Annotated in this window: 23 protein-coding genes and 1 tRNA gene; 6 read left to right on the top strand and 18 right to left on the bottom strand. The window is 59.5% G+C overall.

What is annotated here, in order from left to right; genetic code table 11:
- Nucleotides 1-59 precede the first annotated feature (59 nt).
- Both CRP02_RS23695 and pdxY read right to left on the bottom strand, forming a co-directional pair.
- Nucleotides 60-701, bottom strand: coding sequence for a carbonic anhydrase (locus CRP02_RS23695; RefSeq protein ID WP_097100835.1), 642 nt, complete (start codon nucleotides 699-701; stop codon nucleotides 60-62).
- Nucleotides 702-775: 74 nt separating this feature from the next.
- Complete coding sequence (pdxY, locus tag CRP02_RS23690) at nucleotides 776-1,651, bottom strand: pyridoxal kinase PdxY (protein WP_097172907.1); 876 nt, start codon at nucleotides 1,649-1,651, stop codon at nucleotides 776-778.
- Nucleotides 1,652-1,921: 270 nt separating this feature from the next.
- Between pdxY and CRP02_RS23685 the strand changes: the two genes are divergently transcribed.
- Entirely contained in the window at nucleotides 1,922-3,382 is a 1,461-nt protein-coding gene (locus CRP02_RS23685) for a phospholipase D-like domain-containing protein (protein ID WP_097172906.1), read from the top strand.
- 59 nt (nucleotides 3,383-3,441) lie between these two features.
- Nucleotides 3,442-4,287, top strand: a complete 846-nt coding sequence (locus tag CRP02_RS23680; RefSeq protein WP_097172451.1) for an endonuclease/exonuclease/phosphatase family protein — start codon at nucleotides 3,442-3,444, stop codon at nucleotides 4,285-4,287.
- A gap of 32 nt (nucleotides 4,288-4,319) precedes the next feature.
- Here CRP02_RS23680 and CRP02_RS23675 read toward each other — a convergent pair whose 3' ends face one another.
- From CRP02_RS23675 to CRP02_RS23660, 4 genes are all read right to left on the bottom strand, one after another.
- Entirely contained in the window at nucleotides 4,320-4,523 is a 204-nt protein-coding gene (locus CRP02_RS23675) for a hypothetical protein (RefSeq protein WP_174002263.1), read from the bottom strand.
- 288 nt (nucleotides 4,524-4,811) lie between these two features.
- Nucleotides 4,812-8,006 carry an efflux RND transporter permease subunit gene (locus CRP02_RS23670; protein WP_097100833.1) on the bottom strand — a complete coding sequence of 1,065 codons (3,195 nt, stop codon included), beginning with the start codon at nucleotides 8,004-8,006 and terminating at the stop codon, nucleotides 4,812-4,814.
- 114 nt (nucleotides 8,007-8,120) lie between these two features.
- Complete coding sequence (locus tag CRP02_RS23665; RefSeq protein WP_097100832.1) at nucleotides 8,121-9,311, bottom strand: efflux RND transporter periplasmic adaptor subunit; 1,191 nt, start codon at nucleotides 9,309-9,311, stop codon at nucleotides 8,121-8,123.
- Between the two features lie 116 nt (nucleotides 9,312-9,427).
- Nucleotides 9,428-10,225, bottom strand: a complete 798-nt coding sequence (locus CRP02_RS23660; RefSeq protein ID WP_097172450.1) for an alpha/beta hydrolase fold domain-containing protein — start codon at nucleotides 10,223-10,225, stop codon at nucleotides 9,428-9,430.
- A 134-nt stretch (nucleotides 10,226-10,359) separates the two neighbouring features.
- On the opposite strand from CRP02_RS23660, the gene CRP02_RS23655 reads away from it, so the two are divergent.
- Nucleotides 10,360-11,259 carry a LysR family transcriptional regulator gene (locus tag CRP02_RS23655; RefSeq protein ID WP_097172449.1) on the top strand — a complete coding sequence of 300 codons (900 nt, stop codon included), beginning with the start codon at nucleotides 10,360-10,362 and terminating at the stop codon, nucleotides 11,257-11,259.
- Nucleotides 11,260-11,268: 9 nt separating this feature from the next.
- On the opposite strand, the gene CRP02_RS23650 is transcribed toward CRP02_RS23655, so the two are convergent.
- Nucleotides 11,269-12,147, bottom strand: coding sequence for a LysR family transcriptional regulator (locus CRP02_RS23650; RefSeq protein ID WP_323455387.1), 879 nt, complete (start codon nucleotides 12,145-12,147; stop codon nucleotides 11,269-11,271).
- Nucleotides 12,148-12,330: 183 nt separating this feature from the next.
- Here CRP02_RS23650 and CRP02_RS23645 point away from each other — a divergent pair, with 183 nt between their 5' ends.
- A complete protein-coding gene (locus CRP02_RS23645; RefSeq protein ID WP_080797766.1) occupies nucleotides 12,331-13,512 on the top strand; it encodes an MFS transporter in 1,182 nt (393 codons plus the stop codon).
- Between the two features lie 66 nt (nucleotides 13,513-13,578).
- Nucleotides 13,579-14,412, top strand: coding sequence for an aldo/keto reductase (locus tag CRP02_RS23640; RefSeq protein ID WP_097172447.1), 834 nt, complete (start codon nucleotides 13,579-13,581; stop codon nucleotides 14,410-14,412).
- Nucleotides 14,413-14,554: 142 nt separating this feature from the next.
- On the opposite strand, the gene CRP02_RS23635 is transcribed toward CRP02_RS23640, so the two are convergent.
- Together CRP02_RS23635 and CRP02_RS23630 are read right to left on the bottom strand one after the other, a co-directional pair.
- On the bottom strand, nucleotides 14,555-16,516 hold the full coding sequence (locus CRP02_RS23635; protein WP_179784114.1) for a methyl-accepting chemotaxis protein: 1,962 nt from the start codon (nucleotides 16,514-16,516) through the stop codon (nucleotides 14,555-14,557).
- A 406-nt stretch (nucleotides 16,517-16,922) separates the two neighbouring features.
- Nucleotides 16,923-16,997, bottom strand: a tRNA-Gly gene (locus CRP02_RS23630).
- A gap of 373 nt (nucleotides 16,998-17,370) precedes the next feature.
- Between CRP02_RS23630 and CRP02_RS27670 the strand changes: the two genes are divergently transcribed.
- A complete protein-coding gene (locus CRP02_RS27670) occupies nucleotides 17,371-17,592 on the top strand; it encodes a hypothetical protein (protein WP_013636760.1) in 222 nt (73 codons plus the stop codon).
- A gap of 77 nt (nucleotides 17,593-17,669) precedes the next feature.
- Here the strand turns inward: CRP02_RS27670 and dps are convergent, their stop codons facing one another.
- The 9 genes from dps to CRP02_RS23580 all read right to left on the bottom strand — a co-directional run bounded on the left by dps (nucleotide 17,670) and on the right by CRP02_RS23580 (nucleotide 25,754).
- Complete coding sequence (dps, locus tag CRP02_RS23620; RefSeq protein WP_003514046.1) at nucleotides 17,670-18,158, bottom strand: DNA starvation/stationary phase protection protein Dps; 489 nt, start codon at nucleotides 18,156-18,158, stop codon at nucleotides 17,670-17,672.
- A 125-nt stretch (nucleotides 18,159-18,283) separates the two neighbouring features.
- Complete coding sequence (locus CRP02_RS23615; protein WP_097172445.1) at nucleotides 18,284-19,042, bottom strand: ABC transporter ATP-binding protein; 759 nt, start codon at nucleotides 19,040-19,042, stop codon at nucleotides 18,284-18,286.
- A complete protein-coding gene (locus CRP02_RS23610) occupies nucleotides 19,039-20,007 on the bottom strand; it encodes an iron chelate uptake ABC transporter family permease subunit (RefSeq protein ID WP_097172444.1) in 969 nt (322 codons plus the stop codon). The genes CRP02_RS23615 and CRP02_RS23610 overlap by 4 nt, the downstream gene beginning before the upstream one ends.
- A complete protein-coding gene (locus tag CRP02_RS23605; protein WP_179784113.1) occupies nucleotides 20,000-20,965 on the bottom strand; it encodes an ABC transporter permease in 966 nt (321 codons plus the stop codon). Before CRP02_RS23605 ends, CRP02_RS23610 begins: the two co-directional genes overlap by 8 nt.
- A 199-nt stretch (nucleotides 20,966-21,164) precedes the next feature.
- Nucleotides 21,165-22,103 carry a siderophore ABC transporter substrate-binding protein gene (locus CRP02_RS23600; protein WP_097172905.1) on the bottom strand — a complete coding sequence of 313 codons (939 nt, stop codon included), beginning with the start codon at nucleotides 22,101-22,103 and terminating at the stop codon, nucleotides 21,165-21,167.
- Nucleotides 22,104-22,303: 200 nt separating this feature from the next.
- Complete coding sequence (locus tag CRP02_RS23595; protein ID WP_003514037.1) at nucleotides 22,304-22,564, bottom strand: hypothetical protein; 261 nt, start codon at nucleotides 22,562-22,564, stop codon at nucleotides 22,304-22,306.
- A 129-nt stretch (nucleotides 22,565-22,693) separates the two neighbouring features.
- A complete protein-coding gene (locus CRP02_RS23590; protein ID WP_003514036.1) occupies nucleotides 22,694-24,211 on the bottom strand; it encodes a tripartite tricarboxylate transporter permease in 1,518 nt (505 codons plus the stop codon).
- 107 nt (nucleotides 24,212-24,318) lie between these two features.
- Nucleotides 24,319-24,813 (bottom strand): tripartite tricarboxylate transporter TctB family protein, encoded by a 495-nt coding sequence (locus tag CRP02_RS23585; RefSeq protein ID WP_013636754.1) that lies wholly within the window; start codon nucleotides 24,811-24,813, stop codon nucleotides 24,319-24,321.
- Nucleotides 24,810-25,754: a Bug family tripartite tricarboxylate transporter substrate binding protein gene (locus CRP02_RS23580; protein WP_003514032.1), complete on the bottom strand. Its 945-nt coding sequence runs from the start codon at nucleotides 25,752-25,754 to the stop codon at nucleotides 24,810-24,812. The genes CRP02_RS23585 and CRP02_RS23580 overlap by 4 nt, the downstream gene beginning before the upstream one ends.
- Nucleotides 25,755-25,910: the final 156 nt, after the last annotated feature.

Genomic DNA, 25,910 nt, shown 5'->3' with positions numbered 1-25,910 from the left:
GATCGCGCTAGACCCCGGATCACCTCCGGGGTGACGAAGCTTTGAGAAGGTTTTGACAATCACAGGTCCGGGCGGCGAAAGTCGCCCGTTTTGCCGTCCATCACCCACAATTCGCCGGTCGAGATATCGAACCAGGCGCCATGCAGCTTCACCTTGCCGGCGGTTTCCTGCGCCTTGACGAAGGGGAAGCCGCGCAGGTTGGCGATGGAGTTGCGAATGGAAACGCGCTCCAGCGCCGTCTGGCGCTCGGAAGCGGTCATGATGTCGTTGCTCTGGATCTGCTCGGCGGCGGATTTCACCATGTTCATCCATTTGCCGATGAAGTCGCCGGGTGACAGAGGTTCAAGATTGGGGTCGAGTGCGGCCTGAATGCCGCCGCAGCGGCCATGGCCCATGACGACGATGTCCTTCACCTTCAGAACCTGCACGGCATATTCGATGGCGGCTGATGTGGCGTGGTACTGACCGTCAGGCTCAAAGGGCGGCACCATGTTGGCGACGTTCCGCATGACGAAAAGTTCTCCCGGTCCGCAGTCGAAAATTGTTTCCGGCGCCGAACGGGAGTCACAACAGGCAATGAACAGGGTCTGCGGTTTCTGTCCGGTATCAGCCAGAACGCGGTATCTTTCGCGCTCGTCGGCATAGCGGCCGCTCATGAAGTTCTTGTAGCCGTTGAGAAGGTTTTCCGGAAAATCTTTCATCTATCGCAGTACCGTTGTGCTTGGACCAAGATCAAGAGAAGAACTCGGTGCGTTGAAGACCAATCCTTTAGCCGCTATTTGCGCTTGCTGCGCGAAGGATGCAAGAGATGGCGCATCTGCACCATCGCCATGGGTGTTGAGAGACTTGAAGAATCCGTCTCCAGCGTCAATTCGTTCATGTCGCGTTTTTTGGTTCGCGCCAGAATTTCGAACACGCTGGCGGTGGCCAGTTGCAGCGCCTTTTCGTCGTCCATGCCTTCCAGCAGCCGGGCAAGGAACAGCGCCGCCATCAGGTCCCCGAGACCGTTCGGTGCGTCGTCTATGGCGCGGTGTTCCGCCATCAGCGCGTGCCGGCCGCTCAAATAGAGATTTCCCGTGCCGCCCGCCATCATCGACACGGCTGACGTGACCAGCATTTTCGAAGGGCCGAGGGCGAGTGCGGCATCCATGATGGCATTGTTGGTTTCAAGCTCCGCGCCGCTCATCCATGCCAGTTCGTAGCGGTTCGGCGTTGCGACGGTGGCAAGTGGAATGAGCTCGTCGCGGATGGCTTCTGCCGTCTCCACCGGAATGTAAAGCCCGCCCTTGTCGCCCATCACCGGATCGCAGGCATAGACGAGTGCCGGGTTTTTCTCCCTGAGATTGCGGATCAGCCTTGCGACCGAACGGACCTGCGCTGCGCTTCCGAAATAACCGGTCAGTACGGCTTTGACCTCGCCGATCCATTTGGAGTTTTCGAGGTCGGCCATGGCCTTGTCGAAGTCGTCGTCCTGAAAGCGCATCCGGGTAGACGGGCCATGACCGGGGTGCCACGGCAAAACGATTGTGGGCACCGCCCATACCGGATAGCCAAGGGTCTCCAGCGCGAAGACTGCGGCACGGTTGCCGACCGATCCACGCATGACGTGGCTGGAAATGACGATGACGGCGCCCTGGGTATTTTCCTGCATCACGGCCTTCTTGCTTTCAAACGCCGCAGAAGCCCGCAAGTGCCCCTGCTCACAGATCAAGATGCGCTCTCATGACATATCGCATCGTCACTTTCCACCGTTAATCCCGCAAGGGTCTATCCCGTAAAACGATGGGCGTCCGGTCTTCTTGGCCTTTCCGGTGCCGGTCCGTTATTGCGGGATCGGCGAACTGCCCTACCTTTTTGTTTACGCATCGGGTTTTCCCAAAACCGCGGTACACTTTTCGGCACGATGCCCTATAGTTGCATCATGCTCGATCTCGTCATCGCCTATTGGCCTCATATCCTTGCCGCTCTTTCCATTTTGATGGGAACCGTGGCGGCCGTACATGCCACGATGACGAAGGAAGAGGTCCGTTCCGCGCTTGGCTGGGTGGGCGTCATCGTTCTGTCGCCGATCGTCGGTGCAGTCATTTATGCGATTGCCGGCATCAACCGGATTCGCCGGTCCAGCATCAGGCAGCAGCGGTCCTTCATGCAGGACGAGATCATGGATCGCGTGGCGCGCCTGGATGCGAGCGGCGAGGTGATTGCCGCGCGGTTCGGACGCCGTTTCGAGGCGATGAAGACGCTCGGCGACCGGGTGACGCGCCATGCGCTGACGACCGGTAACCGCATCGAGCCGCTTGTCACCGGCGACTCGGCCTATGCCGCCATGCTTGAAGCGATAGACGAGGCGAAGCGGTCGATCATCCTCGAAACATATATTTTCGACAATGACAGGATCGGCGCCCGTTTTGTCGCGGCGCTGGAAAGGGCGAAATTTCGGGGCGTGGAGGTGCGGGTGCTGGTGGATGCCGTGGGCGCGCGCTATTCCGTGCCGAGCATCCTGCCGACGCTCAGGGAAAAAGGCATCGTTGCCGATGTGTTCAACGGCAATGTCATCATGGGGCTACGGCTGCCCTATGCGAATTTGCGCACCCACCGCAAGATCCTGGTGGTGGACGGACGCCTCGCCTTTAGCGGCGGCATGAATATCCGCGAGGGCTTCACCCTGGAATTCGGCGGCGAAAAACAGGCGCACGACACCCATTTCAAGATCAGCGGGCCGGTTGTCTCTGATTTTTTCTCCATTGCGGCGGAGGACTGGCGGTTCACGACGGGGGAACTTCTGCACACTCCGGTCTGGGATATCGCCATTCCCGATGGTGTGCCGGGTTCACAGATCGTTGCCCGCGTTTCCTCCTCGGGGCCGGACAAAAGCATAGAGACCAATCACAAGATGCTAATGGGGGCGTTTTCCGTCGCTCGCTCCTCCATTCTCGTCATGTCGCCCTATTTTCTCCCCGATCGGGAGCTTATTTCAGCGCTCATTACCGCAGCGAGGCGGGGAGTCGTGGTGGATATCATCGTGCCGCAAAGCAACAATCTGGTGCTTGTGGACAGGGCGATGACGGCGCAATTCGACCAGATGTTGAAGAATTACTGCCGCATCTGGCGGGCGACGGGGCCCTTCAATCATTCCAAGCTTCTGGTGATCGACGAGCGCTGGAGCTACATCGGTTCTTCCAACCTGGACCCTCGTTCATTGCGGCTGAACTTCGAAGTCGATCTGGAAGTTATGGATGAGGAATTCGCCGCGACCATCGGAAACCGCATCCGTGAAGCCCGGGCAACCGCTTTACCCGTGCGACTGAGCGAACTGAATGCGCGGCCATTCGTTGTCCGTCTTGTGGAGCGCGTCCTGTGGCTCGCTTCGCCGTATCTTTAGAGCGCCATGCGTCGGAAACGCTCTAAAACTTTTAATTTGCGCATCGGAGGCATCGCAGCGTGAAGAAAAACAGTTTGCTGGAGCGTGGAAAAACGGCACTGGCGAAAAACAGCAGCCTGCCCGCCTTCGTCATGCAGTCGCTGCGCGACCGTCACCAACGGAAGAATGCCGGGCAGGTGGAGAGAGATCACTCATTCCCGGTCATCGCGTCCTACAACGTCCATAAATGCGTCGGCCGCGACCGCAGGTTCGATCCTGATCGCACCAGCCGCGTCATTCAGGAAATCGGCGCGGATATCATCGCGCTACAGGAGGCGGACAGCCGTTTCGGCGAGCGCACGGGCCTGCTCGATCTTGCCCGGCTGGAGCGGGAAAGCGGGCTTGTCCCCGTGCCTGTTCTGGCGGGTGTGAAGGCGCATGGATGGCACGGCAATGTCCTGCTGTTCAAGGAAGGTGCGGTGCGGGATGTTCATACGCTGAAATTGCCGGGGCTGGAGCCGCGCGGCGCGCTGGTGGTGGAACTGGATTTGAAAAGCGGTGGCGCACTGCGTATCATCGCGGCGCATTTCGGTCTTTTGAGGCATTCCCGTGCCCAGCAGGCAAAGGCGCTTATCGGTCTACTGGAAGCGCGAAATGAATGCGCGACCATCCTCATGGGAGACCTGAACGAATGGCGTCTCGGCAATGGCTCGTCGCTCAATACTCTGAGGGATGCATTCGGCGCCCTGCCGCCCGCAGTGCCTAGTTTTCCATCCAACCTGCCGGTGCTTGCGCTCGACAGGATCATCGCCAACCGCGAAGGGCTGATCGAGCAGGTGCAGGCGCATGACAGTGCACTGGCGCGCGTTGCCTCGGACCACCTGCCGCTGAAGGCCGCGATAAGGACCGATCTGCTTCCGACCTGATCCTGTGGCAGCATCGGATACGGCGACAGACTTCAGAGCCGCTGCGCCATCGTCAGATGGCTGCGCGAACGGGCCTCCAGCAGCGATGTGCGGATGGCTTCCATCAGCCGTTCACGATTGTTTCTGGTCTTGCCTCTGTCCAGATTCTGCGCGGCAAGCGCCAGATCCAGACCTTCATGCATTACTATCGAATAGGCAATGGTTGTCGCCCAGTTCTCGTATTCCTGCTCCATCATGTCACCCCTGAACTAAATCATTTAGTCCGAATCACCCTGTTCTTGAAATTACCATAAAATGAAAAGCATAAAATAGCATTGTTCCTTTACGTATCTGCTGCCTTATGCGGATATAGTGTATTCGTTATATCTTTATTGCGGCGCAATATGTATGTGCTTGCTGCTTAAGTCATTGAAACAGATTCTGTTTCAGGCGATGCACATGGACGTTCCCACCAACAAAAACGCCGCGCATCGTGAGATGCGCGGCGGGCTTTCGTTGAAGTTTGCGGTGGATTGGATCAGGTCTCAGCCGGCCTTTTCGAGCTTGTAGTCCGAATTGGCAGGTTCTTCCTGTTTGTGCTGGATGAGAGGACGGTTACCCGACAGCTTGCGCACCAGCACGTAGAATACCGGTGTCATGAAGATGCCGAAGAACGTCACCCCGATCATGCCGGAGAACACTGCGACACCCATGGCCGCGCGCATTTCCGCACCCGCACCGGTGGAGATGACCAGAGGCACCACGCCCATGATGAAGGCGAGTGAGGTCATCAGGATCGGGCGGAGGCGCAGGCGACTTGCCTCGACTGCGGCCTGAAGCGGCGTTCGTCCTTCGAATTCCAGCTCGCGGGCGAATTCCACGATCAGGATCGCGTTCTTCGCCGATAGTCCGACAAGGACGACAAGGCCGATCTGCGTAAAGATGTTGTTGTCCCCTCCCGTCAGCCAGACGCCTGTCAATGCGGCGAGAACGCCGAGCGGAACGATCAGAATGATCGCGATCGGCAGGGTCAGGCTTTCATATTGTGCAGCCAATACGAGATAGACGAGCAGCAGCGCCAGCGGGAAGACCACGAGGCTGGAATTACCGGCAAGGATCTGCTGGTAAGTCAGGTCCGTCCATTCGTATTCGATCCCGGCCGGCAGGTTTTCGGCAAGGATTTTCTCGATCGCTGCCTGTGCCTGTCCAGAGGAGAAGCCCGGTGCCGGACCGCCGTTGATATCGGCTGCAAGGAAGCCGTTATAACGGTTGGTGCGTTCCGGTCCCGTCGTTGCATCCACCTTCAACAGCGTGGAAAGCGGGATCATCTGACCGGTGGACGAGCGAACCTTCAGGCGGCCGATATCTTCTGCATGGGCGCGGAATTGCGCATCTGCCTGCACACGCACGCTGTATGTCCGCCCGAAGGCGTTGAAGTCGTTGACATAAAGCGAGCCCAGATAGATCTGCAGCGTCTGGAAGACGTCGCTGACCGAAACACCCAGCTGCTCGGCCTTGGCGCGGTCGAGATCGGCGAAGAGCTGCGGCACGTTGATCTGGAAGCTGGAGAAGATGCCCGCCAGTTCCGGTGTCTGGTATGCCTTGGCGATGACCGCCTTGGCCGCTTCGTCAAGCGTCTGGTAGCCGTAACCGGCACGGTCCTCGATCTGCAGCTTGAAGCCGCCCGTCTGGCCGAGACCGTTAACCGGAGGCGGCGGGAACATGGCGATGAAAGCATCCTGAATGCCGGCGAACTTCTGGTTCAGCTGCATTGCGATGGCGCCGCCTGACAGTTCCGGCGTCTTGCGGTTTTCGAAGTCGTCGAGAACCGCAAAGACGATGCCGGAATTGGAGCCGATGGTGAAGCCGTTGATCGACAGGCCGGGGAAGGCGATGGCGTGGCTGACGCCCGGCTGTTGCATGGCGATATCGCTCATCCGCTTGATGACGCTTTCCGTGCGGTCAAGCGTTGCGCCGTCCGGAAGCTGGGCGAAGCCGATGAGATATTGCTTATCCTGCGCCGGTACGAACCCGCTTGGGACCGCGCTGAACATGCCGTAGGTGGCAGCCACCAGCGCCATATAGACGATCATGACGAGGCTTTTGCGCGTTACCAGTCCGCCTACGGTTTTGCCGTAACCGTTGGAGGCGGCCCCGAAGGCGCGGTTGAAGCCACGGAAGAACCAGCCGAAAATCCGGTCCATGAAGCGGGTCAGCCAGTCTTTTGGTGCGTCGTGCTCTTTCAGAAGCAGGGCTGCAAGAGCGGGCGACAGCGTCAGAGAATTGATCGCCGAAATGACGGTGGAAATCGCGATCGTCAGCGCGAACTGCCGGTAAAACTGGCCGGAAAGGCCGGAGATAAAGGCTAGTGGGACGAAAACGGCGACCAGAACAAGCGCGATTGCGATGATCGGCCCGGAGACTTCGCGCATCGCCTTGTAGGTGGCATCACGCGGAGAAAGCCCGTTTTCGATGTTTCGCTCGACGTTTTCCACCACCACGATGGCGTCATCCACCACGATGCCGATGGCCAGCACGAGGCCGAACAGGGTCAACGCGTTGATGGAGAAGCCGAAGGCATACATGACGGCGAAGGTGCCGATGATCGACACCGGAACGGCGATCAGCGGAATGATCGAGGCGCGCCAGGTCTGGAGGAACAGGATGACCACCAGTACCACGAGGCCAACGGCCTCGAGGAGCGTATCAACGACCTTTTCGATGGACGAGCGAACGAACTTCGTCGTGTCGTAGACGATTTCATATTTTACGCCATCAGGCATCGCCAGTTGCAGATTGTCCATTGTCGCGCGGACATTGTCGGCGATTTCGATGGAGTTGGAACCGGGAGCCTGCAATACGGCGATCGCCACGGCGGGTTCGCCGTCGAGCAGCGAGCGCAGCGTATAGTCGGCAGCGCCGAGTTCTATGCGGGCGACATCGCGAAGACGGGTGATCTGACCGTTTGCGCCGCTCTTGACGATGATGTTGCCGAATTCCTCCGGCGTCGTCAGACGGCCCTGTGCATTGACGTTGAGCTGCAGGTCGACGCCATTGGGGCTTGGCGATGCGCCGATGACGCCGGCTGCGGCCTGGACGTTCTGCTGACGGATGGCGTCGGAGACGTCGCCCGCGGCGAGATCGTGTTCGGCCACTTTCTGCGGATCCAGCCAGACGCGCATGGAATAGTCACCGGCGCCGAAGACCTGCACCTGACCCACGCCTTCGATACGGGCGAGGCGATCCTTGACGTTCAGCGTCGCATAGTTGCGCAGATAGGTGATGTCATAGGCATCGGTCTTCGACACCAGATTGACGACCATGATGAAGTCGGGCGAGCTTTTGACGGTGGTGATGCCGAGTGCGCGCACTTCCGCGGGCAGGCGCGGTTCGGCCTGCGACACGCGGTTCTGCACCAGCTGCTGCGCCTTGTCCGGGTCGGTGCCCAGCTTGAACGTGACGGTCAGCGTCAGCACGCCGTCCGATGTCGCCTGGCTGCCCATATAGAGCATGTCCTCGACGCCGTTGATCTGTTCTTCAAGCGGCGTGGCGACGGTTTCGGCGATAACGGCCGGGTTCGCACCGGGATAGGTGGCGCGGACGACGACGGATGGCGGCACGACTTCCGGGTATTCGGAAATCGGCAGGGCGCGCATGCCGAGAAGGCCTGCGACCACGATCAGGATCGACAGCACGCCGGCGAAGACCGGCCTGTCGACAAAAAATCTGGAAATATTCATATCCAGTCCCCTCTCCGGGTAGATTTGGAAATGCAAGGACCGTTCCGGCGGCATCATGGCCGCCGGTGAGGGCCGGTTCTTTGTGAAATGCGTCTCGCCGGAGGCGGGACGGCGTTATTGCGAGGCGGCGACCTTGTCTTCCGCCTGCGGTGCGATGGTTGCACCGGGGCGAATGCGCTGCAGGCCGTTGACGACGATCGTATCGCCGGCGGCAAGGCCGCTGTCGATGATGCGCTGGCCGTCAGCCGGTGCGCCGGGCTTGATCTGGCGGTAGCTCACCTTGTTTTCGGCATCGACGACAAAGACGAACCGCTTGTCCTGATCCGTGCCGATGGCGCGGTCGCTGATGACGATTCGGTTTTCCGGCTTCGGTTCACCCATGCGCACCCGCACGAACTGGCCGGGAATGAGCCTGCCATCAGGATTTTCGAAGACCGCACGCACACCGATGGTGCCGCTGGCGGAATCGACCTGGTTGTCGATGAGGTGCAGGGTGCCCTTGATCGGCGTGCCTTCATCCGAAAGCGTGCCGATTTCCACCGGGATCTGTTCGAGCGCGGGCAGGGCGTCGGTCGTCTTCGGCAGCTCGGAAAGCGCTTTCGCTACCGTTCCTTCGCTGGCGTTGAAGCTGGCATAGATCGGGTTGACCGAAACCAGCGTCGTAAGGGCAGGCGATGTCGAGCCGGCGGCGACGAGGTTGCCGGCGGTGATTTCGATGCGGCCGACCCTGCCGGAAACCGGTGCGAAGATTTCGGTGTAACCGAGATCGAGCTGGGCCGTTGTCAGCGTCGCGCGGGCTGCGCGAAGCTGGGCTTCGGCATCCGCAAACGAGCTTTGCCGCTGGTCGAGATCGCTCTGGGAGATCGTGCGATTGTCGGAAAGCCTGCGGCCACGGTCGAGTTCCGTCTTGGCAAGGCTGACCTTGGCTTCGGCGGAGGCGACCTGGGCTTCAGCACCCGCAACGGCTGCCTGATAGGGGGCCGGGTCGATGGTGAAGAGGGGGTCGCCTTCCTTCACCAGCGCGCCTTCGCGGAAATGCACGGCCTTGATCTGGCCAGCGACGCGGGAGCGGATCTGCACGCGGTCGACGGCTTCGAGACGGCCGGAAAATTCTTCCCAGCGCATCACATCGCGGCTTTCCACCTTGGCGACGGTGACGGGGATAGCCGGCGTTTCAGCCGGGGTGGAGGCTGCCGTCGCATCACGGCTGGTGGGCAGGTCGAAAATGAGTGCTGCGGCTGCAACGGACATAGCAAGCCCGATACCGGCGCCCGTCAGGGCCCGGCGCTTTGTGGTCAGCGTCATGGGTTTCTCCTTGGCTCGGATCAGGAGCCGGTCAGTTTCTCTATCTCTGTGTTTTGTCGCATGGTCCGGACGTAAAACCGCTACGCACTTTTACTGGACATGCTCAAAATGCGATTTCAGTGTTTTATCTGGTCAACGAAGGTCTTGAACTCCGAACAGACGGATGGGACCCATCCGCCGCCCTTTCCTTGATAAAGCCCCGTCCAGCCAATGCCGGCGGGGAAAACATGCTGCCGGACGTTGACACCGGAGGCGATGAGCCTGTCGGCATAACCGACCGTTTCGTCGCGCAGAGGGTCGTCCTCGGCGGTAAAGATCAGCGCCGGCGCCACCCGGTTCAGCCGCGTACACTGGCAGGGCGCGGCATAGGGGTGAAAAAACCCGCAGGCCTTGGCAAGGTAATGGCTCCAGCCATCCGCCCAGCGCTGGCGCATGCCGATCCTGTCCGCATCGCGGAAGGATTCCGTCGTCATCATCGGGTCGATCATGGGCGACAGAAGTATTTGACCGGCAAGCTTGCCCGGCATGCGGTCACGCGCCTTCAGCGCAAGCCCAGCCGCCACATTGCCACCAGCCTCTTCGCCGGCCACAAACAGCAGCGATTTTGCGCCGCCATAATGCTTGCGGTCCCGGCTCAGATGATCCAGCGCTTCGAAGGCACAATCGATCACCATCGGAAACTCGTTGCCGGACGACTTGCTATAGTCGGCCTCGACGACGATCGCGCCGCTTTCAGCGAGCGCGCGTGCCACCGGAAGCTCCGGGCAATTGCCGCCCTTTTCAAGAAACGAGCCGCCGCGCAAATAAAGGACCACGGGCGGGTTGGTGCACAGGCCGGCACTTTCATATCGGCGCACGGAAAGCTGGGACGCCGAGCCCCCACAACTTTCGATATTTTCCCAGTGCGCTTTCATCTGATCCGGTCCCGTGCGCCGCCATCAGCAGCTCACCATATTTGCAAAATCTGAAATTCATATTATTGTTCGGGAGAAAACGATCAAGTACGTCAAAATGAAAACACTATTCCAAAAAAACGGATAATAGCGACATGGATCAGCTTTCCGCCATGCGGGTGTTCACGCGCGTCGTCGAAACCGGCAATTTCAGCCGCGCCGCGACCGCGCTGAACATGCCCAAAACCACCGTCACCAACATGGTCCAGGCGCTGGAGGCGCATTTACATACCACGCTTCTCAACCGCACAACGCGGCGGGTGATGCTGACGACGGACGGCGCTCTCTATTATGAGCGGGCCTCGCAGATTCTGTCGGAAATCGAAGAGCTTGATGGCAGCATGTCCAGCGCGCAGGTGCAGCCGTCTGGCCGGTTGCGGGTGGAAATGGCCGGTGTCTTCGCGGACCTCGTGGTTATTCCACATCTTTGCGAATTTTACCAGCGCTATCCGCAAATCCGGCTTGATCTCGGCGTCGGCGACCGTCTGGTCGATTATATCGCGGAGAATGTCGATTGCGCGCTGCGGGTCGGCACGTTGCGGGATCAATCCCTTATTGCGCGCAAGGTCGGCGAGCTGAAATTCGAAACCTTCGCCTCTCCCCTGTACATCGAGAGTTTCGGCATGCCGCAACAGCCTGAAGATCTCGAAAACGGACATCATTCCGTGGGATATTTCAATGCCACCACGGGCCAGATCATGCCGATCTCCTTCGACAACGGGCTTCGCAGTGTCGAGATTACGCCCAACTACGTTGTTTCGGTCAATGACAGCCGCACCTATCTCAACGCCGCGCTGGCGGGCATGGGCATGGTGCAACTGCCGGTTTTCATGGTCAAGGATGCGCTTGCGCGTGGCGAGTTGGTGCCGGTTCTGCCGAAATGGCGGCGCGAACCGATGCCGATCTATGTGGTCTACCCACAGACAAGGCACGTCACCAACAAGGTCCGTGTTTTCGTGGACTGGCTGGCGAAGATGGTTCACAGCCTAGTCTGAGGCGGCTAGTCACCGCCCGACCTTTGCCGCGACAAAATCGATGAAGGCGCGTACGCGGGCGGCCAGGTGATCATGTCCGGCATAAACGGCGTGGATCACCTCCATGTCGCCCGGATTGTAATCCTCCAGTACCGGCACGAGCAGACCGGCCTCGATATCCGGCTCGACATGAAACTCTCCGACCCTTCCCAGCCCAAGGCCCGTCAGGCACAGCCTTCGCATTGCCATGCCGCTGTTGACCGAGGCGTTGCCGGTCACGGGAAGGCGGTAGATTTCCGTCGTGCCGGGATCACGGAAAGGCCATTCGTTGAGGCTGCGACTGAAATTGAAGCTGATGCAATTGTGTTGGGCCAGATCCTGCGGCTTTTCCGGCATGCCATGTTTTTCGATATAGGCAGGGGAGGCGACGATGATCCGGCGGACCTCTTTCAGCTTTCTTGCCTTGAGGGACGAATCCGCCATCCCGCCGGATCGTATCGCAATATCGGTGCGCTCCTCGATCAGGCTGATGACGCCGTCGGTCAGCGAGATATCCAGGTCGATTTCCGGATAAAGAGATAAAAACTCCGGTGCGAGCGGCAGAAGATACCTTTCGCCGAAGCCCAGCGTGGCGTTGACACGCAATAGCCCCCGCGGCACCACCTTGCCGCCGCCTGCTACGATCTGCTCTGTATCGGCGATGTCGGCCAGAATGCGCCTTGCCCGGGAAAGATAGATTTCCCCCTCCGGCGTCAGCGTCACCACGCGTGTGGAGCGAGCGAGAAGGCGGGTGCCGAGGCGGTCTTCGATGCGGGTGACAAGTTTGCTCACCGCCGAGGGTGAAAGCTTGAGCCTGCGCCCGGCTGCGGAAAAACTCCCCAGCTCGGCTGCCGCCACGAAGACTTCCATTTCTCCGGCCCTGTTGTCCACCGCTGCACCACTTGTGAAATTAATTCAAAGGCCTTTATCCAATCTTGCCGATTATCATGCAAGTCCCCTTCGCCCATATTGCTATCACACAGTTGATCCAACCGGACAGCACCCGCTGTCCATAACGCCCGCGATCCCGCTCCGGGCGAAGAGGTACTCGTCATGCCATTGGCCATATTTGCCTTGACGATCGCGGCTTACGCGATCGGAACAACCGAGTTTGTCATCGTCGGCCTGTTGCCGACGGTCGCCGCCGATCTTCACATTACCCTGCCGCTTGCCGGCCTTATCGTCAGCGTTTACGCGCTGGGTGTCACTTTCGGTGCGCCGATCCTGACTGCGCTGACCGGCAAGATCGAAAGAAAGCCGCTGCTGCTGGGTCTGATGGCGCTGTTCGTCGTCGGTAATGTCGCAGCCGCCGTGTCGCCAAGCTATGAGACGCTTCTGGTCGCGCGGGTGCTTTCCGCCTTCGCCCATGGCGTCTTCTTCTCCGTTGGCGCCACCATCGCCGCCGATCTCGTGCCGGAAAACCGCCGTGGCTCGGCGATTGCCATGATGTTCATGGGTTTGACCGTCGCCATCGTCACCGGCGTGCCGATCGGCACCTATATCGGGCAGATTTTCGGCTGGCGCGCCACCTTCTGGGCGGTTGCAGGTCTTGGTGTCATCGCCTTTGCCGGTATCGCGGCCCTGTTGCCGGGAACGCTGAAGAAAGCGCCGCCCGCCAGCCTTCTCGATCAGGTGCGGGTGCTGGGTTCCGGCCGACTGATCATCGTTTTCGCCATGACCGCACTTGGTTACGGCGGCACCTTCGTCGCCTTCACCTTTCTGGCGCCGATCTTGCAGGACGTCACCGGCTTCTCCGAAAAGAGCGTCGGCCTGATCCTTGTGCTCTACGGCATCGCCATTGCCGCCGGTAACATCGGTGGCGGCAAAATCGCCAACCACAATCCGGTCAAGGCGTTGATAGGACTCTTTCTGGCACAAGCCATCGTGCTGCTGGTCTTTTCCTTCACCGCCGTCTCGCCTGTTCTGACCCTGATCACGCTGGTGGCGCTCGGCTTCCTGTCCTTCGCCAACGTTCCCGGTCTGCAGCTTTATGTGGTGCAGCTGGCCAAGGAACACCGCCCCGGCGCTGTCGATGTCGCCTCGGCGCTCAATATCGCCGCCTTCAATCTTGGCATCGCGATTGGTGCATGGCTTGGCGGTCTGGTGGTGGAATCGCCTATGGGCCTTGCCGCAACCCCATGGGTCGGCGCCATCCTTGTCGCCATTGCCCTCATTCTCACCCTCTGGAGCAGTGCACTCGACCGTCGCGCCTCGCTCTCGCTGAAGACTGCCTGAGTTTTTCATATAAATCCCGGCCACTGCCGCAGGGCTGGCCGGGCGCACCCTAAAAGGAGAAAATATATGTTTGATGTCACCGCCAACGGCGCATCGATCCCGGCGCTTGGCTTCGGTACCTTCCGTATTCCTGGCCCCGATGTTCTTCGTATCGTTCCGCATGCCCTGAAAGCCGGCTTTCGCCATATCGATACCGCGCAGATTTACGGCAATGAGGCCGAAGTCGGCGAAGCCATTGCCGGTTCCGGCGTGGCACGCAGCGATATCTTCCTGACCACCAAGGTCTGGGTGGAGAACTACAGGCACGATGCCTTTCTTGCCTCCGTCGATGAGAGCCTGAAAAAACTGAAGACCGATTATGTCGATCTCCTGCTTCTGCACTGGCCGAACGAAGCGGTAACGCTGGCCGAGCAGATCGGCGCGCTGAACGCGGTTCGCGACGCCGGCAAGGTTCGCCATATCGGCGTGTCCAACTTCAATACGGCGCTGATGGCTGAGGCGGTCAGTTTGTCAAAGGCACCGATCGTCACCAATCAGATCGAATACCATCCCTATATCGATCAGGATATGGTGATCGCGGCGGCCAAGGGCGCCGGCATGTCGGTGACGGGTTATTACGGCATGGCCGACGGCAAGGTTTTTGGCGATCCGGTTCTGAAGGACATCGCCGCAAGCCGGGGCAAGTCGGTGGCGCAGGTGGTGTTGCGCTGGCTCGTGCAGCAGCAGGGTGTGATTGCGCTTTCGAAGACGGTGAGCGAAGCGCGTGTTGATGAAAACCTTGCGATCTTCGATTTCACGCTGTCGGTCGCTGAGATGGAGGCGATCGGTGCTCTTGCTCGACCGGATGGCCGTATCGTCTCGCCGGATGGGCTTGCGCCGGTATGGGACGCGGCTGCCTGACCGTTGCCAACGGGTGTGGGTGGAATTCCTCCTGGTGCCGTCACCCGGGTCTAGCCCGGCATGACGGAGGAGCGGTTTTCACAGATATAGATAACCTTGAGACACCCGGATAAGCTATCGGGGTGTCGTCTGAGAGAGTGGATCAGAATTCGCCCCATGTCTGATCTTTCGAGGCCGTGGATACGCCGAGCGCTGCGGCCACCTGGCCGATCATGCGACGCGCCGGGGATGGTCTCGGCTGTGCGTTGTCCGCAACGCGCACCGGCGCTGAAGGCTTATATGCGGTTCTAGCCGTGCTGGTGCTGGCCATTGCGCCATCCAGCTTGAACTGGCCGACGATCTGGCGGAGTTTTTCGGCATCACCGGCAAGCGATGCGCTGGAGGCCGTCGCCCTTTCGACCATCGCGGCATTGTGCTGCGTGACCTGGTCCATCTGGTTTACCGCGCTGTTGACCTCGGCCAACCCGACCGACTGTTCCCTTGCGGATGTTGCGATGGCGTCGAGTTGTGTATTGATGGCGATGACGTGACTTTCAATGATCTTCAGGGCGTCGCCGGTTGCGGTCACGAGTTTCACGCCATTCTGCACTTCGTCGGCGGAGTTGCGGATAAGCTCCTTGATTTCCTTGGCCGCTTGCGCCGAGCGCTGGGCCAGTTCACGCACTTCCTGTGCCACAACCGCAAAGCCCTTGCCTGCCTCGCCCGCACGTGCTGCCTCGACGCCGGCGTTGAGTGCCAGAAGATTGGTCTGGAAGGCAATCTCGTCGATGACGCCAATGATGTTGGAAATCTGGCTTGAAGAGCTTTCTATGCGCTTCATGGCATCGACCGCAGTTGCGACGACCTGACCGGATGTCTGCGCGGATCTGTTGGCCTCGACCGCCACAATCCGGGCCTCCTCAGTTCGTTTGGTCGAATTGCTGACGTTGCTGGTTATCTGGTCGAGCGCTGCGGCTGTTTCTTCCAGCGATGCGGCTTGGGTTTCCGTGCGTTGCGACAGGTCGCTCGCACTCGAACTCAACTCGCGAGAGCCGTTGTCGATCGTGGCCGTGACATCGGCAACGGACAGCAGTGTTTTGCTAAGCTGGTTTACGGCGATATTGAAGTCCGCACGCAGGCTTTCGAATTCTGCGGAGAAAGGCGTTTTCAGCTGGTAGGACAGGTCGCCATTGGCCATATGCTTCAGACCTTCGGCAAGGCCGCTGGTCGCTTCCGCCATTTCGGCGGCGCGCCTGCGATCAATTTCGGCGGTTCTTTGGCGCTCTGCCTCGGACTGGTTACGCACCTGCGCCGCATCCGCTTCCAGCCGGCGGGCTTTCAATTCGTTATCCTTGAAGACCTCAACGGCCTTTGCCATCGTGCCGACCTCGTCGCGCCGGTCCGTTCCCTCGACATTGACGGACAGGTTACCGTCCGCAAGCGTTTGCATCGTGCCGACAAGACCCCGTATCGGCGTGACAAGCCAGCTGCGAATCGCGAAATATCCGATGACGACGACGGCGATGAAGCCGAGGACGACCGCGACGACGGTAATCAGTGCAGTCTGTTGGCTTATGTCGCTCAGACTATCGCTCTGCTTGGCGCTACGGTTCGAAATATCAGTGGCTATCTGTGTAAGTTTCGCGCCGATCTTGGCAAAGACTGGCTGGCACTCGGTGCCAAACGCTTTCTGCGACGCAAGCGCCTCATCCACGGTTGATGCGGTTCGGCCCAGGTGCCAGGCGTTCTTGCACGTCACGTTATAGAGCGTCGTCACGTCGTCCTTGAGTACGCGCAGGCGGTTGTCTTCGGGGAGATTGGCGATGGCTCGATCCATCGATACCATGAACTCGTCGCGCGTGGCCTTCACCTCAGCTTCGGCAGCGGCATTACCCTGCTCCGTAAAGGCGATCATCATATCGGCCAACGCCGCCCGCCCGTTCAGCAGTTCCTTGTTCGCGAGCGCCAAATTCAGGGCCGCTGCGCTGTCACGGGCAATAAGGTCACTATAACTTCCATCGATCGATTTGATCTGTATGGCGGAGTAGGCCGCAATCAGGATCGCACATACGCCGAATAGCGCAAATACCGTCAAAAACTTTCCGACAACGGGAATATTTCTCATCGTTATGGCTCCCACAAGAAAATCGAGCCCTTCATGGGTCATATTTCGGCATCATGCGCTTTTCCGATGACGATTATACTTATAAATTTAAGAAATAATTATGTATTATTAGTAATTACGTATTTTATAATAAGCTACAGTAATGTTAGATTAAATAAGAATAATATTTAATACTGAATAATTCTAATGAGCGATCCCAAATCGCCTGTCATGTCTTGCGCGTCCGCAAACGCCTTCCCGAAGCGAATAAGTTCGGTATCTAGGGCACGCGACTGTGGTTTGGGCGTCAGATCGGCCCAGAACATGCGGGTAGGCTTCGGTTGAAGAGGAGCTATCTGGGACCGGCGGCAAAATCAGGGCGGTGCCCGTAAGCGCTTTGACAATCCCGACGTTTTCCAGGGAAAACTGGAGCGGGCGAAGGGATTTGAACCCTCGACCCCAACCTTGGCAAGGTTGTGCTCTACCCCTGAGCTACACCCGCTCAAAAACCGCTGGTCCGGGGTAGTTCGCTGGACCGCGGGCCGCCAAAGCGTGGCGACGGGTGCTATATCGCTCAATCGTTTTTCGAATGCAACAGTTTCTTTTGCGGTTTTGGTGGAAATCCGTCTGGCCTGTGGGTTTATTCAAAACGACCGGCCCGATGTGTCGTAAAAAAGTGTGTTGGCGGGCGAAGGTATTGTTTCGGCTGGCCTTTATTTGGGTTGTAAAAGCACACAACCGGCCGGATAGCCAAAAAATAACCTGTTTACATTTGGTTAAAATCTGATTCGACAAGTGATTCGTTCGGGTGTACAAATTTTATGCCCACAAAAAAAGAAACGATACTTGGCATGTCATCATCGGGAGGATGAGCCTTGTCGTATGCAGCTTTTGAAAGAGTCGGCGCACAATTGTCGCCCCAGCAGATCACCGATCTGCAGAATATTTTCGATGGCGTATGTTTCGAGTGCCTTCAAGATCGCTGTAGCCACGTCGCCAATGAGTGCGCGGCGGTTTTGATCCGTAGCGCCCAGCGCGGCATTCTCGATCATGAGATGTTGCGCGACATCGGTCTTGCGGTTTTACGTCGGCACTGATTGCGCCATTTCATTAAAAAAGCGCCCGGGCATCTCGGGCGCTTTCGTGTGTGTGGTGGCGGGAGCCGCGTTGCGGATCAGCTCTTTTCCTGAACGTGCGCCTCGAGGAACCACAGCGCCTTGTCGAGATCGCGCGAGGCGGCGGTGAAGATATCCGCTGTCGTCGGGTCGCCGGCCTCGTCGGAATCATCGATCGCCTTGCGGATCATGTTGGCCACGTCGCCATAACGGGCGATCAGTTCGTCCAGATGATCGTGGATCTTGTAGATATCGGTCGGATAGGCCTTGAGCTTGGTCGTCGAAGAGACGGATTGCAGGCTGCCGAGTGCCGTGCCGCCAAGCTGCACCACACGTTCGGCAATGGTATCGCCGTGATTGTCGAGCTGGGCGCGGAAGGTGTCGAGAAGTTCGTGGACGGCGATGAATTGCGGACCTTTCAGGTTCCAGTGCGCCTGCTTGGTCACCAGTGCAAGGTCGATCACCGAAGCCAGCGATTCGTTCAGAATACCCATCACTGTTGATTTGGCATTGGAAGGCAGGTCGTTCTTCGTCTTGTGCGTCTTCATCGATGTCTCCTGACGTTGCGGACGGAATGCCGTTTGGCAAAATCTCCGCCGATTAACGCCCCGGCCGGTTGCCCTGTTCCGTCGCTCTGGCAGCAATGGCAAAAAACCTCCGCAATCGTCGTATCTCACTCATAAAACAGACAGATGCGTCGACCGTCTATGTCGTTGACGCTGATGGTCATGTCGTAGATTTCCCGCAGAACCTCCGGACGGATAATCTGTTCCGCCGGTCCCTGGCGGCAGATACGCCCATCACGCATGGCGATGATGGTGTCGGAGTACCAGGAGGCGAAGTTGATGTCGTGCAGCACCAGAACCACGGTCTTCTTCAGCTCGTCGGCGGCACGGCGCATGATCTTCATCATGCTTGAGGCGTGTTTCATGTCGAGATTGTTGAGCGGCTCGTCCAGGAGCACATAGTCCGTGTCCTGACACAGAACCATGGCCACGAAGGCGCGCTGGCGCTGGCCGCCGGAAAGCTCGTCGAGAAAGCGGCCGGACAGGTTTTCGAGATGGAGATATTCCAGCGCCCGGTCGATATGGACCTTGTCCTCGATGGTGGGACGGCCCTTGGAATAGGGATAACGTCCAAAACCGACGAGATCGCGCACCGTCAGGCGTGACGAGATGTGGTTGTCTTGCCTGAGGATCGAGAGCCGTTTTGCCAGCGTGTCGGAAGGGGTCTTGGTCACATCCAGCCCGTCCACCGTCACGGTTCCCGCATCCATGGACATCAGCCGTGCCAGGATGGAGAGCAGCGTGGATTTTCCCGCCCCGTTCGGCCCGATGATGGAGGTGACGCCGCCTGCCGGAATGGCGACGGAGACGCCATCGACAACAACTGTGTCGCCATAGGATTTGCTGATCTGACTGGCGATGATCATCGCGCACCCCGCTTGAGAATAAGACCGATAAAGACGATGCCGCCCAGAAATTCGATGATGATGGAAAGCGCCGTGTTGAAGGCGAAGATCCGCTCCAGCACCACCTGACCGCCGACAAGGCAGATGATGGCGATGAGGATCGCCGCCGGCAGCACATAGGCATGTTTGCCGTTACCTGTGAGATAATGGGCCAGCGCCGCAACCAGCAGCCCGAAGAACATGACAGGGCCGACGAGTGCGGTGGAGACGGCAACGAGAACGGAGACCAGCACGAGGATGATCGTCACCGTTCGCTTGTAGTCTACGCCAAGGCTGATGGCCGTTGCGCGGCTGAGCGAAAGGACGTCGAGCGTGTGCAGGAGCCGCAACCCTATAATCGTCACCACGCCGATGATGATGGCTGATACCGCAAGAAGGGTGGGATCGATGGAATTGAAGCTGGCAAACAGCACATCCTGCAGCACCGCATATTCATTGGGGTCCAGTACGCGCTGCATGAAGCCCGAGAGGCTGCGGAAGAACACGCCGAAGACGATGCCGACCAGCACCAGAAGATGCAGGCTGCGTTCCGCGCCGACGAATAGCCAGCGGTAGAGCAGGGCGGAGAAGGTGACGAGCAGCGCGGTTTCGGCAAGGAATTTCAACTGCGGATCGATCATCACCACGGTTGCGGAGCCGAACACGAAGATCAACGCCGTCTGCACCAGCACATAGAGCGAATCGAAACCCATCACCGAAGGGGTGAGAATGCGGTTGTTGGTGACCGTCTGGAACAATACCGTCGAAACGGCGATGGCATAGGCCACCAACAGCAGCGACAGAAGCTTGATGCCGCGAAACGGCAGGACGAAGCTCCAGCTGCCCTTTGCACCGAGCGTCATGAAGGCGGCCATGGAGATGAGCGCCAGTGCGAGAAGCATCAGCAGCACGAGTTTCGCGCGCCGGTCGGGATGTCTCTCATGCATGGTGGCGTTTCCGGAGCAGGAGATAGAGGAACAGCGCGCTGCCGATGACGCCGACGACCGTTCCGATCGGCACTTCATAGGGCGCGCGCACCGTTCTGCCGATGATGTCGCAGGCTAGAACGAAGACCGCGCCAAGCGTCGCCACCCAGGGCACGGAACGGCGCATATTGTCGCCGATCATCAGGCTGACGACGTTCGGCACGATCAGGCCCAGAAAGGGGATCATGCCCACCGTGACGACGACGACGGCACTGACCAGCGAGACGATGGTGAGGCCGAGCGCCATCACCCGGCGATAGTTCAGGCCGAGATTGGTGGTGAAGTCGCGCCCCATGCCTGCCACCGTGAAACGGTCGGCGGCGAGATAGGCGGCGATGGCGAAAACGAAGCCGATCCACAGCAATTCATAGCGGCCGCGCAGCACGCCGGAAAAATCCCCGGTCATCCACGCGCCAAGCGATTGCAGCAGATCGAAACGATAGGCGAAGAAAGTGGTGACGGCAGAAATGACGCCGCCCAGCATGATGCCGATCAGCGGCACCAGCAGCACATCGCGCAGCGGCACCTGCCGCAGAATACGCAGGAAAAGTGCGGTTCCGGCCAGTGCGAAAGCGGCGGCCACCAGCATCTTGCCGAAGATCGGCGTTTCCGGGGCAAGCAGGGTGATGGTGAGCAGGCCAAGGCCGGCGGATTCGGTGGTGCCAGCCGTCGAAGGCTCCACGAAGCGGTTGCGCACCAGCATCTGCATGATGAGACCGGCAATCGCCATCGAGCTTCCCGCCAGTATCAGCGCCAGCGTGCGCGGAATGCGGCTTATAAGCAGCACGCGCAGTGCATCCGCGCTCGTATCCGGTGCAAAAAGCGTCGCCAGCGAGACGTTGCTGACGCCGACGAACAGGCTGACGATGGCGAGTGCCAGCGCCAGAAGGAGGGCTGATATGAGGGACAGGGATTTCACGTTGATGGTTTTTCGAAAATGCTGGTGCTTCGGGCCGCCCGTCACGCTGCCGAAAGAGATGAAGGCCTCCTCTCGTCATCCTCGGGCTTGTCCCGAGGATCTGCAACGTTGTGATTTGATTGGCGTGTTTAGATCCTTGGGACAAGCCCAAGGATGACGTCGCGTATGGAGCAGCCTTGGAGAGGATGGTCTATGCCTTTTACGACTTCTTCTCCGAAACTGCGTTATAGACCTGATCGAGCAATGTCGTAAGCGCCGTATAACCGCTGCTGACGATATAGGCCGCCTGCGGGTCGAGATAGACGATCTGCTTTTTCTTCCAGGCGTTGGTCTGGTGGATCAGTTCGTTGTCCAGCACCTGGGCGGCGGCCTTGCCTGGGTCCGTTGCGCGGCCGATGCCGGCGTCGCGGTCGATCACGAACAGCCATTCGGGATTGACCTCGGCCAGATATTCGAAGGACACGACATCGCCCCGGTCGAAGCGGTCGTCGATATCAGGAGCGACCGGTTTGAAGCCGATTTCCGTGTGCAGCCAGCCGGTGCGCGAGCTTGGGCCGTAAACACCGACCTTGCCGGCATTGGTGACGAGGATCATCGCCGTGCCGGAATTCGGCGCGATGGCCTTCAGCTTCGCGACCTTCTCGTCGATGGAGGCGTCGAGCTTCTTTGCTTCTTCCTGCTTGCCGAAGATATCGCCGAGCTTGGTGATATTGGCTTTGACGCTCGCGATAAATTCCTTGGAATCGATCGACATGTCGATGGCTGGCGTGATCTTCGCAACATCGGGATATTTCGCCCGCGAACGGCCGCCGACGATGACGAGATCGGCTTCTGCCGCGTTGATCGCCTCGTAATCGGGTTCGAACAGCGTGCCGACCTTCAGATATTTGCCATCGGCATATTTCTGGAGATAAGTCGGCAGGTTGGAACCGAGGACACCAGTTGGCTCGACGCCCATCGCATCGAGATTGTCGAGCGAGGGGATATCCAGAACCAGAACCTTTTTCGGCGCGGCTTTCAGAACGGTCTCGCCCTGTGCGTGCTTGATCGTCATTTCCTCAGCGCCTGCGGTCATCGCGCCAAGGCTGAAGGCCGCTGCTGCCAGCAGCCGAACGGGGAAGGTGAAGTTGATCGCCACGGATATGTCCCTTGCAATATGGTTCTTGAACCTGCGGAAGCTGATCACACAGGCGTAACTTGATGTTCGCTGTCAGCTTTATTGGCAAGGTATGCGGAAATCAAAAATATGTTTTAGAATGGTTCTGAATTGCCGTGAGCGGGAAATGTGTGTGGCACCGGAAGCAGACCCCGGAGCCACATCAGGGGCCGTATCTTTTCTCAATTCGGCGGCCAGTCGCCGACGATCTCGCGTCTTTCCAGTTTCAGCGACCGGTCAGGCTGGATGCGGTAGGTTTCAATCGCCAGCCGGCCGTCGCCCATGACGAATTCGTGGCTGAGCGTGCTGCCGATGGGTGACTTGGTCAATTTGGTGTGGGGTTGTCCGCCATAGGTGATGCTGCCCGGAATGGGTTGCACGTCGGGTGCCGCGGTGGCGCAGCCGGCAAGGCCCAGAACCAGCATGATCGCGATCTTGCGCATGTTTTTCTCCTGCGTTGGACAGGAATACTATCATGGCCGTGCCTGCGCCACACATCCCGTTGCCGTGAATAAAAAGGGCCCCGCATCCGGAAGGAGACGGGGCCAGTTGCCTTGGGAGGCTGTTTGTTGTCAGTCCTCGTTGGCGGCAAGCTGCGTCAGCACCTCGCCGCGGCCGCGGATGCGCATGATGAGCGGGACGATGAAGGCGGCGGCTGCGACAAGGAACAGGCCGACGGCAATCGGTGAGGTGAGCAGCACGGTCGGGTCGCCCTGGCCGATGGCGAGCGCGCGGCGAAGCTGCTGTTCGGCTAGCGGGCCGAGGATGAGGCCGACCACGGCAGGCGCGATCGGATAACCGAAGATGCGCATGATGTAGCCGAGGATACCGAAGGCGAGCAGCATGCCGAGTTCGAACACGGACGGGTTGGCGCCGATGGTACCGAGCGTCGCGAACAGCAGAATACCGGCATAGAGCCAGGGTTTCGGGATGGTCAGCAGCTTCACCCACAGGCCGATGAGCGGCAGATTGAGCACCAGCAGCATCAGGTTGGCGATGAACAGGCTGGCGATAAGGCCCCAGACCAGCTGCGGATTGGTGGCAAACAGCAGCGGGCCGGGCTGAAGACCGAACTGCTGGAAACCGGCAAGCATGATGGCGGCGGTTGCCGTCGTCGGCAGGCCGAGCGTCAGGAGCGGCACAAGCGTACCGGCAGCGGACGCATTGTTGGCGGCTTCCGGACCGGCAACCCCTTCGATGGCGCCATGGCCGAATTCTTCCGGATGTTTGCTGAGCCGCTTTTCGGTGGCATAGGAAAGGAAGGTGCCGATTTCAGCACCACCGGCAGGCATGGCGCCAATCGGGAAGCCGATCAATGTGCCGCGCAACCAGGGTTTCCAGGAACGCGCCCAGTCCTGTGCACTCATCCAGACCGAACCCTTGACGGCTTCGACCTTCTCGTCGCCACTCTGGCCCTGCGCAACGATGAACAGCGTCTCGCCAATGGCGAACATGGCCACCGCAAGCGTCGTCACTTCCACGCCGTCGAGAAGGTCGGGAATGCCGAAGCTCATGCGGGTCTGACCGGTCAACTGGTCGATACCGACGATGGCGAGCGCGAAGCCGATGAACAGCGAGGTAAGGCCGCGCAGTGCCGAGTCTCCGAAAGCCGAGGAGACGGTGACAAAAGCGAGCACCATCAGCGCGAAATATTCGCGCGGGCCGAAAACCAGCGCCAGCTTGACGATATAGGGTGCAACAAAGGCGAGAGCGACGGTGGCGATGAGACCAGCGACGAAGGAGCCGATGGCGGCGGTGGCAAGTGCCGGGCCGCCGCGGCCCGCACGGGCCATCTTGTTGCCCTCGAGCGCAGTCACGATCGATGCGCTTTCGCCCGGCGTGTTGAGCAGGATCGAGGTGGTCGATCCGCCATACATGCCGCCATAATAGATGCCGGCGAACATGATCAGCGAACCGGCGGGATCAAGCCGGTATGTAACGGGCAGAAGCAGAGCGACCGTCAGCGCCGGCCCGATGCCGGGCAGAACGCCGACGGCAGTGCCGAGTGTCACGCCGATCAGCGCATAGAGCAGGTTCATGGGTTGGGCAGCAACCTCAAGACCGTGCAGCAGGAATTCAAACGTACTCATGGACAGATGTCCCCCAAGTCGAGCAGAAGGGCGGGCGGAACGGCTGGCGTTTGCGTCATCGCGCGCCGGCGGTTTCCTGTGATCTCGAATTTTGGTCGGAATGGCTGTTAGAACAACAGCCTTTCCAGAGGCCCGGCAGGCAGAGAAAGTTGCAGCAGCCGCGCAAAGATGATCCAGATGACGAAGCTCAGAGCGATGCCGATGGGGATCGAATACCAGAGCTTGCGTTTGCCGAAGGCGCGCGCCGTAAACGCAAACAGGAGACCGGTAGCGATGGAGAAACCGGCGACGTTCAGCAGCAGCATCTGCGCGGCAAGGCCGGCGACGACCCATATGACCGGGGCGACTTCCTGTTTGTCCCGTTCGGGAAAATCACCGCGCCAGGCTTCGATGGCCGTCCAGAGCGCAAGGCCGACAAGACAGAAGGCGATGGCGTAGGGGACCGTTGCCGGACCGACCGGCGAGTAGCCGGTGACGCTGGCGAGACGCGCACTGTCCCAGAAGATCACGCAGGCGATAAGGACGAGGGCTACGGCGATCGCCAGCGCCGCCCAGTCAGGGCGGCGCTCTTGATGTTGTGAAGGGTTGGAACCCTGGCTCATTTTACCAGTCCGATTTCTTTGAGGATGGCGGCAGTGGCGTCGGTGTCCTTGGCAAGCTGCGCCTTGAACTCGTCACCGGAAAGATAGGTATCCATCCAGCTCTTGGTCTTCAGCGTTTCCTGCCACTTTGCGGATTTCGCCAGCTTCTCGATATCTGCGCTGACGGCCTTTTCCTGTTCCGGCGTCAGGCCGGGAGGAGCAGCGACCATGCGCCAGTTCTGCACGACGACGTCGAGGCCGCTTTCCTTGAGCGTCGGCGCGTCAACGCCTTCCAGCTTCTCTTCGCTGGAAACGGCCAGCAGGCGCAGCGTGCCCGCCTTGACCTGGCTTTCGAATTCGCCGTAGCTCGAAATGCCGGCTGTTACCTGCGAGCCGAGGATCGAGGCAAGCGCTTCGCCGCCGCCGGAATAGGCGATGTAGTTGATCTTGGTCGGATCGACGCCGGCCGCCTTGGCGATCAGGCCAACAGCGATATGATCGGTGCCGCCGGCCGAGCCGCCGCCCCAGGACACGCTGCCCGGATCTTTTTTGAGCTGGTCGACGAGGTCGCCGATGGTTTTCAGCGGCGAGGATGCCGGAACGACGATTGCTTCATATTCACCGGTCAGGCGGGCGATTGGCGTCACTTCCTTGAGGGTGACGGGCGCCTTGTTGGTGAGGATCGCGCCGACCATCACGTAACCGCCGACGATGAGGGCGTTCGGGTTGCCCTTCTGCTGGCTGGCAAACTGTGCAAGACCGATGGTGCCGCCGGCACCCGGCACGTTCTGCACCTGAACGCTCTTGGAAATGCCTTCTTCCTGCAGCACGGTCTGCAGGGAACGCGCGGTCTGGTCCCAGCCGCCGCCGGGATTGGCCGGCGCGATGATGGTGTAGTCCGCCGCGACCGCCGGAAGTGCGATCACGCCTGCCAGAAATGTGCCGATAAGAAAATGTTTCACTTAGAAAACCCTCCTCAGGATGCCCTTTTGGGCGTCGTTTTTCGTTTATGCGGAAGGGAGTTTCAGGCCGCGCTTATCCTGACGCTGCCAGGGCAGCGCGGAGCTCTACGGTCCTCAAGATTTCCTCCCGCATCTTCTTCCGCCTCCACGGAATGA

Source organism: Rhizobium sp. AN5 (genome assembly GCF_900215255.1).
Lineage (GTDB): Bacteria > Pseudomonadota > Alphaproteobacteria > Rhizobiales > Rhizobiaceae > Agrobacterium > Agrobacterium tumefaciens.
Note: the sequence above shows the minus strand (reverse complement) of the source record. Positions and strands in the feature narration are given on the sequence as shown.